The following is a 13,664-nucleotide window of genomic DNA, read 5'->3' on the forward strand; positions in this document are numbered from 1 at the left end:
AAATGTCAATTATCATTGATGGTAGGAAAATAGCAAATGATTTATGTAAGAAGTTATCACAGAAAGTAGATAATTTGAAGGATAAATATAATATTTTTCCTTGTTTAAAAGTAATTCTTGTTGGCGATAATCCAGTAAGTAAGGTTTATGTTTATAATAAACAAAAAAGAGCAGAATCAGTAGGTATAAGTTCCGAGACTATTATTTTACCTTCTAATACTTCAGAAGATGAGTTAATCACGAAAATTAGTGAGTTGAATGAAGATTTGTTTGTGCATGGAATTTTGGTACAATTACCTTTGCCTAGACATATTGAAGTAAGTAGAGTATTAAATTCAATAAAAGTTGAAAAAGATGTAGATGGTTTTCATGATGAGAATGTTGGTAGGTTAATTAAGGGTGAAAAAAATTGCTTTATACCATGTACCCCTAGTGGTTCTTTGCATTTAATTAAATTAGTTGAAAGTAATCTTTCAGGTAAAAATGCAGTTGTTATTGGAAGATCAAATATTGTAGGTAAACCAATGTTCCATTTATTGTTGCAAGAAAATTGCACTGTTACTGTTTTACATTCAAAAAGCAAAGATTTAGTAGAACATTCTTCTAAAGCAGATATATTGGTTGTAGCGGTTGGAAAATCAAATTTTATTAAAAAAGACTGGGTAAAGGATGGTGCAATAGTGATTGATGTTGGTATTAATATAAATGATCGTGGATTTACAGGTGATGTTGATTTTAACGCAGTAAGAGAGAAAGTTAAAGCTATTACTCCTGTACCAGGAGGTGTTGGCCCAATGACGGTTGTATTTTTAATGAAAAATACTTTTATTGCTACTTGTATACAAAATAAAATTAGTGTTTTTAATTTTAGGTGGTAGGGGATTAGGAGGTGTTATTGAGATAAAATAAAGTAGTATTAATTAAGACAATATAAAAGGCGTGAAAAATACAGGTTTAAAGAAATGGGTAGTAATGATTTTTATTTTTTTATATCCGACTACGATTGTTTTTAGTAGTTGTAATTTTAATTTATCGTATCGTGGACTTAGTTGCGATTTAGATTTATCGTATAAGAATCTGAATGATATAAAGAAGTTATTGAATAAAAATGATAAATTTGTTGCGCTTACATTTGATGATGGACCGTCTAACAATAAGATAAGTGATATTTTTTCTATTTTAGAAAAATATAAAATAAAAGTAACATTTTTTCTTCTTGGCAAATATATAAATGAGAATACATCTAAGATATTGAGAATAATTCATGGTGCAGGCCATGAGTTAGGTAATCATTCTTGGTCGCATAGGAAATTAATATTTCTTTCGAGAAAAGAGCAATTACAGGAATTAGAGAAAACAAGCATGAAAATTAAGAATATAACAAAACAGAATGTAAAATGGTTTCGTCCACCGTATGGATGCTATAATGATAGTTTAATTGAAAATATTAATTTGTTGGACATGCACTCCATATTATGGACGGTTGATTCTTTGGATTGGAGAGGTGATGAACCGGAAGTTTTAATTGAAAGAGTTGTGAATAATATGCATAATGGGGCGATCGTATTATTTCATGATCATAATAATAAATCAAATACTATTAAGGCCTTACCTCAAATTATTAAGATTTTAAAGAAATTGGGCTATAAGTTTGTCACTTTAAGTGAGTGGGAAGATAAAGTTTGTGATGTAATGAGAACTAAGAATATTTTAAATAAAAATACACAATCTTAGTTTGTTTATAGTTTAATAATTTTATTACGTTAATTTTATAATTTATTCTTTGAAAAAATTTGTATGTTTTTTGTTTGGAATTGGCTTATTATTTTATAATACCTAATAATATTTTATTTTTTGATTTAATGTGTAATGAGATGGAATTTATCAATAAATTTTTAAATTTATTTTTTTTTAGAATTTATGGATAGGAGTTTGATTGTTATTTTGTGGATGCTTGAGAAGGAATCTTAAGTGTGTAAAAAAAGATTATGCGTAAAAGTTTTTAGATTAATTAATTATTAGGAGTAGAATTAAAGAAAACTTGCATTTAACTTTTGTTAAAGTATATAATTATGTCTGTTTTAATGGGTAAAAGTTATGAATCTTGTTACAAAATCCGCTGTTGATTTTACAGCTCCTGCTGTTCTTTCTGATGGGAAGATGGTTGATTGTTTTTGTTTAAGTGAGTGTATAAAAAGAAAGTATGCAGTACTTTTTTTCTATCCACTTGATTTTACTTTTGTATGTCCAACTGAATTGATATCATTTAGTAACAAAATAGAGGATTTTTCAAGGCGCAATGTTGAAGTTATAGGGGTAAGTGTAGATTCTAAGTTTTCGCATCATAAATGGAGGGAAACTAAGGTTAGTGATGGTGGAATCGGAGAGATTAGTTATACTTTAGTATCTGATATTAAAAAGTCTATATCGAAGGATTATGGAGTATTATATGATGATTCAGTATCCTTAAGAGCAACTTTTATTATTGATGATCAGTTTATTATACGTCATCAATCGGTGAATGATTTACCTTTAGGGCGTAATATTGATGAGTTTATTAGAATAATCGATGCAATTAAACATAATAAAGAGTGTGGCGAAGTATGTCCTGCTGGATGGAGGAAAGGTAAACCGGCAATGCAAGCAAGCGATGAAGGAGTAATAGATTACCTAAATTCGTATAATGAACAGTTATAATGGGACAAGTTATTAATACAAAAGTTCTTATTATTGGATCTGGAGTAGCGGGTTGCTCTGCTGCTATATATGCAGCACGAGCAAACTTAGAGCCAGTTATGGTTACCGGAGTTCAGCCTGGTGGTCAGCTCATGATTGCTACGGATGTTGAAAATTATCCTGGTTTTTTTTCGGTAAGTGGTCCGGAATTGATGAAGCAAAAAAAAATACATGCGGAGAAATATGGAACGAGAATTATTTATGATGAGATAAAGAGCGTCAAACAGCTTAAGAGCTATGATGAGTATAGGTTTGTATCTTTTGGTATGAATAATGATTATTATTCAGATGCAATAATTATTGCATCTGGAGCGCAAGCAAAATGGCTTGGCTTGGAAAGCGAAGAGAGATTTATTGGTTATGGAGTTTCAGCATGCGCGACTTGTGACGGTGCATTTTTTATGAATAAAGTTGTAACTGTTGTTGGTGGCGGAAATTCTGCAGTTGAAGAGGCGATGTTTTTAACTAGGTTTGCTAGTGAAGTTATATTGATACATAGACGTAGTAAATTAAGAGCGGAAAAAATAATACAAGATAGACTTTTTAGCAATAAGAAAGTAAAAATAATTTGGGATCATGTTGTAGAACAGATTCTTGGAGAAGAAAATCCAAAAAGGGTTACTGGAATTGTAATTAAGTCAATAAAAACTGAGGAAGTTCAAAAATTAGAGGTAGATGGAGTATTTATGGCAATTGGGCATGTACCAAATACAAAAATTTTTAATACTTTTGTTCAAATAGATAGGCATGGTTTTATAATAACAAAACCCGGAACAACTTTAACCAGTAGGGCGGGAGTGTTTGCTGCAGGTGATGTTCAGGATAGAGTATATCGTCAGGCCGTAGTTGCTGCAGGGACTGGATGCATGGCTGCTCTTGATGCTGAAAAATTTTTAGAGTGTATTAGAATTTAAGTTAGTAAAAGTAGATAAAAATCTAACTTTATTCATTGTGTAAAGTGTGAAGGGATAGTTGGAATTTTTATTTGAAAATGTCTTTTACAGGTGTAGTGTATTGTTTTTTGTAAAAGAGAGTGTATGAAAATTGTATGGTAAAATAAAAATTTTATATAGGGTTTTTTTATGAAGTCACCAGCCTGATATTTATTCGATGCGCTCTCTGTTATAATAATTTTTATTTGTTTAGATTTTAAATTTTGGTTTATATTTAGATATTTAAATAGGTTATGAGCTGTTTTATTTAGAAGAAGATAAATTTGTAAGGTTGTCGTAGGTATTAGTTTTATATTACACTTTTGAAGTGAGAGTTTTATTGTGAGAATATTGTTTAAGAAGTAGAAAGTATTTATGAGATGTAATTAAAAAAGTTAATTTATCTAAAATAATTAATACGGAGATTATTAGAAGTTATGAGAAATATGTGTTGTTATCTCCTTTATTAGGAAGAACAGAGCTTAGTAATTTAAAATGGGAATTTCATTGCAGAAGAAAGAAGAGGTGAGAGAAAAAGTTTTTAAAATAAAATTTTTCATCATGTATTTAGGAATATGAGATATGGGGAAAGTGAGATATAGAGAATTTATGTATTTTTTTGTGTAGAGAAGATGATTTAATTTATAAAATTAAGCTTATAAGGGAATTATTTATGATGGAAAATTATAAGATAAGGCTTTTTATTCAGGAAAGATGATAAAATATAGAAGATTTTATTCTCTAAAAAAATTAGAAATTATAATAGCAAAGAATAGGAGTGGGTTAAGCAGGGAGATAATAATAATATTTAATATTAAAAAAATATAAGAGAAAAGATAGTCTTCGATTTTGTTTTATCTCTGTAAAGATTTTAGTTGTAGGGATAATAAAAAAGAGTTAGTTATGTTTTTTGATTGGTGTGGTTGTTTTGTTATATAAATAGTATCTAGTCAGTGTTTTATTTGATTGTGTGTACATAGAAATAGGATTAGAAATAGATTTTTTGAAGAATGGTAAAATCACTAATTAAGTGAGGTTCATTTTATAGTATTTTATGTTTTATTATTAATCGATATTTTATTTTTTAAAAAAAGCGTCAGTGCATGCATCACGGAAAGCTTCATTTATATCAGGATGAGAGTGGCAGATTCTGTATATATCTTCTGCTGCAGCACCGTATGCCATTGCAACTGCTGCTTCATTAATTAACATGTCTGCATATGTTCCTATAATATGTACACCAAGTATTGTATCAGTGATGCTACAAGTTAGCACTTTTACATATCCTATGGGGTTATCATCAATAATTCTTGCTCTTCCGTTTGCGGAAAATTGACACTTACCAACCTTATAAGCATAGCCTGAATTTTTTAATTCATTTTCGGTTTTACCGATCGAAGAAACTATTGGATGGGTATAGATAACAGATGGTATAGTTTTATAGTCAACATGGAATGAATGACCTGTTATTATTTCTGCAACTGCTATTCCCTCTTCTTCTGCTTTGTGAGCAAGCATTATTCCACCGATTACATCACCTATAGCAAATATCCCTTTTATATTGGTTTCATATTTATTATTGACTTTAATAAAACCAAAATTATCTTTTTTTATTTTATTATCTATACCAAGATTATCGGTATATGGTTTTCGACCTATTGCAACAAGTACTTTATTTGCTTCTATGATATTTTCTTGGTTACTATCTTGAGTAGAACAAACTTTTATTACGAGAGAGCTACTATCTTTTTGATTTATTTCTTTAATTTTAGTATTAAGTAAAAATTTTATTCCTTGTTTTTGTAAGCTAGAAAGAAGGGATTTACTTAATTCTATATCTAATGTTGTGGCAATTCTATTAAGAGGTTCTATTACAATTACTTCGGATCCTAGTCTTTTCCATATAGAGGACATTTCAAGCCCTATTGGACCAGCTCCAATTACAACAAGTTTTTTTGGTATTTCATTTAGAGATAATGCACTAGTAGACGAAATTATATTTTTTTCATCAAAATTAATCGATGATAGAGAATTAACATCAGAACCTGTTGCAATTACTATATTTTTTGTTTTTAAGATTTTGTTCTTAACTAAAACTTTAAGATCGTTTTGATCGAAAGCAATAATTTTTCCAAGTCCATTAATTTTAGTGATTTTATGAAGACTAAACAGATACTCTATTCCCTTTCCAAGTTCTTGAACTTTGGTATCTTTGTATTTTAACATTTTTTCTAGATCAAAATTTATTTCCTTAATTTTTATGCCAAATTTTGATAGATCATTTTTTGTATAAACATATTGGTAAGAGGAATGAAGCAAAATTTTGGATGGTATACATCCAACCCGTAAGCATGTACCACCGAAAACATTATTTTTATCTATACAGGCAACTTTCAGCCCGGATCTCGCGGCAGAAATAGCGCATTTATATCCCCCCGGACCCCCACCTATAACAATTAGGTCATAGTAATCAGTCATAAGAAGTAAATATATTTTTTAAAGAAAAAATGCCATTTTTTTTAGTTGTGACATAAATTTTATTTTTAGTGAACATTAGAGCATAACGAAATACATTTGGTATTTCAATTGTTTTTTTTAAATTTCCAAATCTAGGAAAGGCAAATATCAATCCTTTATTACTTGTTATCCATAATGTGTTGGCATGTACGATTGGATCGAGCAATTGTATATTTTTTTTTATTAAATCTGAACTCCAAATTATTTCTCCGTTTTCTATTTCAATGCCGATTATTTTATTATCTTTAGTAGTTGTAAAGATTATTTTTTTTACTTTTTTAGATTCTTGTTTTTCTATATAAACAGAAGGGTTGTAATATGATACAATATCTGACATGTTTCTTATTTTCAATTGTTTTGACCATAGAATTTTTCCTAAGTTTACGTTTATACCGTAAATATGAGAATTGTTTGTAACTATTAAGATATCATCAAATGTTTTCGGTGTAGTTGTTATATCTGTAAATTGTGTATCTAGAATGTTTGTAGTCAATTTTTGGCTCCATAGTTTTTTACCATTTTCATTAAAAGCTATTAATTCTCCATTTGAGAATGGTGCAATAATTTTATTATTAGAAATTACTGGTGATATCGAGTATAAACCTCGAATAGGATTGACATTATTTTGATAATTCCAGGTGTAATTTCCATTTTTTATATTGAATGCATATAGGCAGTTATCAATGGTTAATAGCAATAGTTTATTGTTTATTGCTATTGCTTTTCCTCTTACTGGAGCTTTTAGTTCTTTTTCCCATTGAATTTTACCAGTTTTTTCATCCACTGAGAATAAAATGTTATTTATTATAAAAAAAACTGTTTTTTTATAATGAGATAGACTCATATTGTAGATTTTTTTATACGGAAAGTTTAATTTCCAATTTAAAATTTTCGGGTTCTCTCTTTTAAAAGAGTATAAGGTGCCATATTTGTCTACTAAAATTATATTATTTTCTACAAGAATAGGGGCGATATCACCTTGTGATAGTTTTTTATCGATTAGTGGTATTTGTTCATTTGCTGTTATGTAGTTGTTATATAACAATGATATTATCATTATAATAATTGTCTTCATTATATTATGATGAAATATTATAAAACAAGATCTATGAAATATATAAGGTTGGAGTATTATAATTACAATTAAAATGTGTTTTGTTTATATTATTTAATATAATAATATGTGAATAAAAGCGCGCTAAACATCGACTTCATATACGTTTAGTGCATTAGTATTTATAAAATTACGGCGTGGTTCGACTATGTTGCCCATTAATATTGAGAATATGGAATCAGCTTCTTTGCAATCATTAATTTCTACTTTAAGTAAAGTTCTAGTTTCTGGATTAAGTGTAGTTTCCCAAAGTTGGTCAGCATTCATTTCGCCAAGACCCTTAAATCTCTGAAGAGTTAAACCTCTCTTACCATAATCTATTATTGTTTTTACAAGTGTATTTGGAGATTTAATTTTTATTTTAGTTTTTTGCACTTGTAAAAATGAATCACCGTTAAATAAGCTAATTATATCATCAAAAGAACTTAGTATATTTTGTATTTCTTTATTTTCAAGCATGTTAAGTGGGAATATATATTTATCTGTTAATCCCTGGAATGATTTAGAAATATATAATTTTTTATCTTCTATTTTCACTTTCCAAGTGTATTCACTGTACACTAATTTTAAATATTTTAATATTTTATCTGAGGATGATAAGAAATTTTTTTTACCTAAAATTAGTAGTGATTCTAATAGGTTTTGCGGTATTTCTCTGTTATAGTTTTTACTAATATTTGAAATATTAAGACATTTGTTTAAAACGGAGCGTAGATCTTTGTTCGTATCACTTAGTACTATTTTTTTTATTGCGGAATTTATTATGTACTTTTCAAATGTTTCATTATCTTTAATATAAGTATCCTTAGAATTCTTTGTAATTTTATAAAGAGGTGGCTGTGCTATATACAGATAGCCCTTTTCGATTATTTCACGCATGTGACGGAAAAAGAAAGTTAGAATTAAAGTTCTTATGTGTGAACCGTCAACATCTGCATCTGTCATAATAATAATTTTATGATACTTAATTTTCTTAATATCAAAGTTTTCTCTTCCTATTCCAGCACCAATTGCTGTAATTAAAGAGCAAATTTCTGAAGATGAGAAAATTCGATTTAAACTTACACGTTCTACATTTAGAATTTTTCCCATTAAAGCAAGTACTGCTTGTGTTTTACGATTACGTCCTTGTTTAGCTGTGCCACCTGCAGAGTTACCTTCTACTATAAATAATTCTGATAATTCAGGAATTTTTTCTTGACAATCAGCAAGTTTTCCAGGTAGTACAAGAGCGTCAATAGTATTTCTGTTTTTAACTAGCTCTCGTGCCTTTTTTGCGGCTTCTCTCCCTTTTGCTGACTTGATGACTCTTTCTACTATACTAGTTGCTAATCTTGGATTGGTTTCAAGTAATGTGTTTAGTTTACTAGAGACTATGTTTTCTACAATTGTTCGTGCTTCAGAGCTTACTAATTTATCTTTTGTTTGTGAGGAAAACTTGGGATTAGGCATTTTAAGAGATAAAACGCATGTTAATCCTTCTCTGATATCTTCTCCAATTAAGTTGACTTTTGCTTTTTTTAAAAAACCTTCATTAGTTGCATAATTATTAATACATCTAGTTAAAGCAGATCTAAATCCTGCTAAATGAGTACCACCATCTTGTTGTTTTACATTATTTGTAAAACATAACATATTTTCATAACACGAATCGTTCCATTCCATTGATACTTCTATGCTAATATTACGATTTTCTGTATCATTACCTTTAATGGTGGCAATATTTGTAACATGTGTTTTATTCTTATCTAAAAATTGTACAAAGTCTGCAGTGCCATAATTGTTTAGAGATCGTTTGTTATAATCAAAATTAGATTCTATGTGTGGTTTATTGCGGAGATCACGTAAAGTTATTTCAATATTTGAGTTTAAAAATGCTAATTCTCTAATACGGTTTTCAAGAATGGAATAATTAAAATTTGTTCTACTGAAAATTTCTATTGATGGCATAAACGTTACCATGGTTCCTCTTTTATTATTATGTAAGTTTTTGTTTACTATCTTTAGGGGTTCAATAGATTTACCATTTTCAAAACGAATAAAATATTCTTTTTTATTGCGCCAAATAGTTAATTCTAGCCATTTGGATAATGCATTTACAACAGAAACTCCAACACCATGTAATCCGCCGGAAATTTTGTAGGTATTATTATCAAATTTTCCGCCTGAATGTAATTGGGTCATTATTACTTCTGCTGCTGATATTCCTACTTCTTCGTGAATATCAGTTGGAATACCACGGCCATTATCGATTACAGACACAGAGCCGTCTCTATTTAAATTAATCTCAATTTTATTACAATACCCAGCTAAAGATTCATCTATTGCGTTATCTATAACCTCATATATCATATGGTGTAGGCCTGATCCATCATCAGTATTACCAATATACATATCTGGGCGTTTTTTTACTGCCTCGAGTCCTTTTAAGATTTTTATTGCGTCAGCATTATAATAGTTATTTTCCATGCAGTTATATATTAAATAGTTTAATACTACATTTGTATATCCCGATTAGCAATATTTTAAATAAATTATGAAAGTTATTTAGTAGCATTAATAATTTTTGTTGTTTTATTTTATAGTGTAATTACATATTTTATTTTGATTTTGAGATTTTAATTTGTGCATCCATTTTATGGAAGTAGAGTTTATAGATTTTATTTAGTAGGGGGAGGTTTGATTATTTAAATTTAATTTTGTAAGATTAGGTTTTTCTTTTATTTTTTTTGTTTGTTTTTCTCTCCATTTTTTTAATCTATTTGCGATTTTGTTGTCCGAAATTGATAATATAGATGCAGCGGTTATAGCGGCATTATATGCTCCATTTTTCCCTATGGACATTGTTGCAACTGGTACACCTTTTGGCATTTGTACTATAGATAGTAAGCTATCTAATCCATTTAATTGTTTTCTATATATAGGAACACCAATAACAGGCAGATGAGTGAGAGACGCTACCATGCCAGGTAAATGGGCTGCCCCCCCTGCACCGGCTATAATAACTTTGAATTTTTTGCTTTGTGCAGATTTAGCAAAATTGAATAGCCTTTCTGGAGTTCTATGTGCAGATATTATAAATACATCATGCGAAATCATTAGGTTTTTTAATATATCAATAGAACAAGACATAGTACTATAGTCTGATTCACTTCCCATGATTACAGCAACATTTTTTTTCATTTTAAAATATAAAGTAGTATTGATAATAATAATAGTATAAAATAGTTTTGTAAAAGTTACTCAAATAAGTGATATTTAGAAATATAAAAGCAATAAGAATATTTTTATTGGCCCCTATCTGTTTTGTTTTTATTGTTCCTACTAGTGTTTATATTAAGTTTATAGCAAAATAAAAATATTTGCAGTGTAAATAAAATATTAAATTTTTTTATTATAAATATTTAAGTAATTAATGGTTATGTTGTTTTATAATATTAAGTAGATTTATTTAAATAATAAAAATTTGGGAGTAATTGATATATTGGCTTAAGTTTTGAGTGTTAAAATGTTAATATTATTTTGTGCTATTCTTTAATTCTTAAGAAAGTAAATTTATATTGTAACTTGAGAATTTTAATGATTATAAAGATTATACATAGAAAGGTTTTATGAAAGTAGTAACGATATCATTAGATGGTACTTTGTGTTTTGTGGAGATAAAAAAGAGATTACTTAGTGTAATTAGTGAGTTTATAATAGCAAAATGTTGGACTCAGGCTCGTGCGGCAGAAGAATTAGGAGTTGATCAGCCAAAGATATCGCAAATTAAAAATAGTAAGGTGGATGGGTTTTCTTTGGAGAGATTATTAGGATTTCTCAAAAAATTAGGTTTTAAAATAACAATTATAATTACGGAGAATGGAATAAAGATAAGTGGATAGGATAAAATACTAAAATAGTAGAATTTTAAAAAGAGAAACGAATACGAAAAGTTGACCTTTGATAGGGATATGATATTTTATTCTTATATTACACATTTATTGAGGTGAAATTTGTGGCTGAGTCTATTATAGAGAAATGTACTGAGTATATAAATAATCGTTTCAAATTGGTTTTGTTAGCGAGTCAGAGGACACGTGATTTAAATACAGGGGTGGGTAATCCTGTTGAGGCGATTAGGTTTAAGTATCATAAAAATACTGTTATTTCTTTGTGCGAAATAGCAGAGGGACAAGTAGATATTTATGAATTATTTAGTTTTTTAGTAAATAGATGTAGAGAATATATGAGAGGAAATATTGGTAGTGGTGTATATAGTGGTAGTAGCAAAAAGTTAGAAAGGCTTCTAGATTTTTCTGGTTCTGATAATAAGTTTGATTCAGATTCTAGTTTTAGTCATGGATTTATTGATATTCGGAAACATGATATAGAGACTGAGATTAATGATCAAAATAAAAATAGTAAGAATATAGAGGAGAGAAAATAAGCTTAACAATAATTAGAAACTGGTGTGTAGGTGAGATTTTGTTTGTGAGAGTAGGAATGATAGTTCAAGTTGCTATTTGTGTGTTGTTACTTTGTATTGTTGTGATGATATTTAGTATAGTGTATGGATTAAGGGGTGTTTATGACAAGATGTTAGCGTTTAATAATTTTTCGACGCAGGTAGTTTTACTCATAGTAGCAGTATCGATTATTACAAATAGTTTTTTTTTGCTTGATATAGCACTCTTATATGCTAGTATTAGCTTTGTATCAGTTATTGCATTAATGAGATTAGTATTGTTTTGAGAATTTTTATGATTGGATTTATTTTCATATTTTTGGGCATTTGTTTTATAGTTATTTCAACTATGGGTATGATTAGATTTCAGGATTTTTATACTAGATTGCAGGCAGTAAGTATGACAGATTCTGCGGGTGCGTTATTATTATTGATTGGTTTTATTTTACAAAATAAATTTTCAATTAGTACTATTAAAATGATTTTACTGATTTTTATAATATGGATGATTAACTCGACCAATAGCTATATTCTAGCGCATACTTATTATAGAGTGAATATGAAAAAGAGCAAAAGTTAGCATGTTAGAGATATTAAATGCGGCATTGCTTTTTTTATTGCTTGTAGTCACTGTTTCCATAATTTTTTCAAAACACTTAATTGCAAGTGGGATTTTGATGTGTGTATTTAGTTCGCTTGTTACACTTTTGTATTTGATTATGAATGCACCTGATGTTGCGCTTACTGAAGCTTCAGTAGGTGCCGGATTAAGTACAGTTTTTATGTTTGCTGCGCTTTCCTTGATAAGGGAACATAAAGTGAATTTATCTTGTAATCCTGTAATATTATGTTTTGTTTTGCTTTTGATTGTATTTTTATCGTATTTTATCATTGAGTTACCGAATTTTGGTAGTTATAGTGCTCCAATTCATTGGCACGTTGCTCCTTTTTATATAGAAAATACTAAAAGAGCTGTTGGTATATCTAATGTTGTTACTGCTATTTTAGCAAGTTTTCGTGGTTATGATACGTTTGGAGAAACTATAGTAATTTTTACTGCGGCACTTTGTGTGACATTAATATTAAAAAAAGAAAAGGAAAAAAAAGAGGATGATTAAAGATCCTGTATTGAATGTGTTATCATTTTTAATGATACCTTTTATCATCATATTTGCCTTATATATACAGTTTCACGGGGACTATATCCCAGGTGGGGGATTTCAGGCTGGAATAATTATTACCACAGGAATAGTGTTATATTCAATGTTGTTTGGTATATTTTCAACTTTAAAAGTGATACCATATTTTATGATTAAGTTTGTTAATATGTTGGGTATCTTAATTTATGGGGGAGTTGGTATTATAACAGTTTTATTCGGCAAAAATTTTTTGTCTTATGATGTATTATTAAGTAACGGTATTCTTAGTCAAAAGTTTGGTATTTTTTTAGTGGAATTAGGGACGATGTTAACTGTATTTTCTTCTATGTTAATAATATATATAAGCTTTACTTGTAGTAGAAATGATGATTAATTATAATAATTATGTAGTTATCATTGTATTAATGGTATTAGGTTTATACATTAGTATAAGTGATAAAAATCTGATCAAGAAAATGATAGGAGTAAATGTTTTACAAACATCTGTTTTATTGTTTTATATATCTTTGGGGTATATAAAAAGTTCTTCTCCTCCTATACTAGTTTCAAATTTTTGTTTATACAGTAATCCTGTGCCGCATGTTTTAGTACTTACTGCAATAGTAGTTGGAATTGCAACGTTTTCGGTTGGATTGTCTTTAACAGTAAAAATAGAGGAAAAATATGGAACAATTAATCAAGATTATATAATAGGAGATATTAAACATTAATAATATTGTTATTTTAATAAAATTAATTAGTACATTTTATAGGTATAA

Annotated in this window: 15 protein-coding genes; 11 read left to right on the forward strand and 4 right to left on the reverse strand. The window is 28.6% G+C overall.

Features of this window, described 5'->3' with window-relative positions:
* Window positions 1-2 precede the first annotated feature (2 nt).
* The 4 genes from folD (at window position 3) to trxB (ending at window position 3,650) form a co-directional block, all read left to right on the forward strand.
* Window positions 3-878 (forward strand): bifunctional methylenetetrahydrofolate dehydrogenase/methenyltetrahydrofolate cyclohydrolase FolD, encoded by an 876-nt coding sequence (gene folD / locus LJI21_00060; GenBank protein WFW29714.1) that lies wholly within the window; start codon window positions 3-5, stop codon window positions 876-878.
* Window positions 879-939: 61 nt separating this feature from the next.
* Window positions 940-1,734, forward strand: a complete 795-nt coding sequence (locus LJI21_00065; GenBank protein ID WFW29715.1) for a polysaccharide deacetylase family protein — start codon at window positions 940-942, stop codon at window positions 1,732-1,734.
* Between the two features lie 363 nt (window positions 1,735-2,097).
* Window positions 2,098-2,697 carry a peroxiredoxin gene (locus LJI21_00070; GenBank protein WFW29716.1) on the forward strand — a complete coding sequence of 200 codons (600 nt, stop codon included), beginning with the start codon at window positions 2,098-2,100 and terminating at the stop codon, window positions 2,695-2,697.
* Window positions 2,697-3,650 carry a thioredoxin-disulfide reductase gene (gene trxB / locus LJI21_00075; protein ID WFW29717.1) on the forward strand — a complete coding sequence of 318 codons (954 nt, stop codon included), beginning with the start codon at window positions 2,697-2,699 and terminating at the stop codon, window positions 3,648-3,650. The genes LJI21_00070 and trxB overlap by 1 nt, the downstream gene beginning before the upstream one ends.
* Before the next feature lie 1,095 nt (window positions 3,651-4,745).
* On the opposite strand, the gene lpdA is transcribed toward trxB, so the two are convergent.
* The 4 genes from lpdA to purE form a co-directional block, all read right to left on the reverse strand.
* Window positions 4,746-6,146 (reverse strand): dihydrolipoyl dehydrogenase, encoded by a 1,401-nt coding sequence (gene lpdA, locus LJI21_00080; GenBank protein WFW29718.1) that lies wholly within the window; start codon window positions 6,144-6,146, stop codon window positions 4,746-4,748.
* On the reverse strand, window positions 6,139-7,260 hold the full coding sequence (locus LJI21_00085; GenBank protein WFW29719.1) for a PQQ-binding-like beta-propeller repeat protein: 1,122 nt from the start codon (window positions 7,258-7,260) through the stop codon (window positions 6,139-6,141). The genes lpdA and LJI21_00085 overlap by 8 nt, the downstream gene beginning before the upstream one ends.
* Before the next feature lie 123 nt (window positions 7,261-7,383).
* The gene (gene gyrB, locus LJI21_00090; GenBank protein ID WFW29720.1) at window positions 7,384-9,768 is read right to left on the reverse strand and encodes a DNA topoisomerase (ATP-hydrolyzing) subunit B; all 2,385 of its coding nucleotides are present in this window, start codon (window positions 9,766-9,768) and stop codon (window positions 7,384-7,386) included.
* 195 nt (window positions 9,769-9,963) lie between these two features.
* Window positions 9,964-10,482 (reverse strand): 5-(carboxyamino)imidazole ribonucleotide mutase, encoded by a 519-nt coding sequence (purE, locus tag LJI21_00095; GenBank protein WFW29721.1) that lies wholly within the window; start codon window positions 10,480-10,482, stop codon window positions 9,964-9,966.
* Window positions 10,483-10,910: 428 nt separating this feature from the next.
* On the opposite strand from purE, the gene LJI21_00100 reads away from it, so the two are divergent.
* The 7 genes from LJI21_00100 (at window position 10,911) to LJI21_00130 (ending at window position 13,616) form a co-directional block, all read left to right on the forward strand.
* On the forward strand, window positions 10,911-11,183 hold the full coding sequence (locus LJI21_00100; protein ID WFW29722.1) for a helix-turn-helix domain-containing protein: 273 nt from the start codon (window positions 10,911-10,913) through the stop codon (window positions 11,181-11,183).
* A gap of 113 nt (window positions 11,184-11,296) precedes the next feature.
* Entirely contained in the window at window positions 11,297-11,728 is a 432-nt protein-coding gene (gene rpoZ / locus LJI21_00105; protein WFW29723.1) for a DNA-directed RNA polymerase subunit omega, read from the forward strand.
* A gap of 44 nt (window positions 11,729-11,772) precedes the next feature.
* The gene (locus LJI21_00110) at window positions 11,773-12,033 is read left to right on the forward strand and encodes a multiple resistance and pH regulation protein F (MrpF / PhaF) superfamily (protein ID WFW29724.1); all 261 of its coding nucleotides are present in this window, start codon (window positions 11,773-11,775) and stop codon (window positions 12,031-12,033) included.
* A gap of 8 nt (window positions 12,034-12,041) precedes the next feature.
* Complete coding sequence (locus LJI21_00115; GenBank protein ID WFW29986.1) at window positions 12,042-12,326, forward strand: monovalent cation/H(+) antiporter subunit G; 285 nt, start codon at window positions 12,042-12,044, stop codon at window positions 12,324-12,326.
* Window position 12,327: 1 nt separating this feature from the next.
* Window positions 12,328-12,864, forward strand: a complete 537-nt coding sequence (locus tag LJI21_00120) for a DUF4040 domain-containing protein (protein WFW29725.1) — start codon at window positions 12,328-12,330, stop codon at window positions 12,862-12,864.
* Complete coding sequence (locus LJI21_00125; protein WFW29726.1) at window positions 12,857-13,279, forward strand: Na(+)/H(+) antiporter subunit B; 423 nt, start codon at window positions 12,857-12,859, stop codon at window positions 13,277-13,279. Before LJI21_00120 ends, LJI21_00125 begins: the two co-directional genes overlap by 8 nt.
* Window positions 13,275-13,616, forward strand: coding sequence for a cation:proton antiporter subunit C (locus LJI21_00130; protein ID WFW29987.1), 342 nt, complete (start codon window positions 13,275-13,277; stop codon window positions 13,614-13,616). The genes LJI21_00125 and LJI21_00130 overlap by 5 nt, the downstream gene beginning before the upstream one ends.
* The last annotated feature ends 48 nt before the right edge of the window (window positions 13,617-13,664 follow it).

Source organism: Wolbachia endosymbiont of Menacanthus eurysternus (genome assembly GCA_029715105.1).
Classification (GTDB): Bacteria; Pseudomonadota; Alphaproteobacteria; order Rickettsiales; family Anaplasmataceae; genus Wolbachia.

Excerpts from the sequence above, each read along its gene's own strand:
- folD (WFW29714.1), top strand. The coding sequence starts at position 3 with ATGTCAATTATCATTGATGGTAGGAAAATAGCAAATGATTTATGTAAG.
- LJI21_00070 (WFW29716.1), top strand. The coding sequence starts at position 2,098 with ATGAATCTTGTTACAAAATCCGCTGTTGATTTTACAGCTCCTGCTGTT.
- trxB (WFW29717.1), top strand. The coding sequence starts at position 2,697 with ATGGGACAAGTTATTAATACAAAAGTTCTTATTATTGGATCTGGAGTA.
- lpdA (WFW29718.1), bottom strand. The coding sequence starts at position 6,146 with ATGACTGATTACTATGACCTAATTGTTATAGGTGGGGGTCCGGGGGGA.
- LJI21_00085 (WFW29719.1), bottom strand. The coding sequence starts at position 7,260 with ATGAAGACAATTATTATAATGATAATATCATTGTTATATAACAACTAC.
- gyrB (WFW29720.1), bottom strand. The coding sequence starts at position 9,768 with ATGGAAAATAACTATTATAATGCTGACGCAATAAAAATCTTAAAAGGA.
- purE (WFW29721.1), bottom strand. The coding sequence starts at position 10,482 with ATGAAAAAAAATGTTGCTGTAATCATGGGAAGTGAATCAGACTATAGT.
- LJI21_00100 (WFW29722.1), top strand. The coding sequence starts at position 10,911 with ATGAAAGTAGTAACGATATCATTAGATGGTACTTTGTGTTTTGTGGAG.
- LJI21_00115 (WFW29986.1), top strand. The coding sequence starts at position 12,042 with ATGATTGGATTTATTTTCATATTTTTGGGCATTTGTTTTATAGTTATT.
- LJI21_00120 (WFW29725.1), top strand. The coding sequence starts at position 12,328 with ATGTTAGAGATATTAAATGCGGCATTGCTTTTTTTATTGCTTGTAGTC.
- LJI21_00125 (WFW29726.1), top strand. The coding sequence starts at position 12,857 with ATGATTAAAGATCCTGTATTGAATGTGTTATCATTTTTAATGATACCT.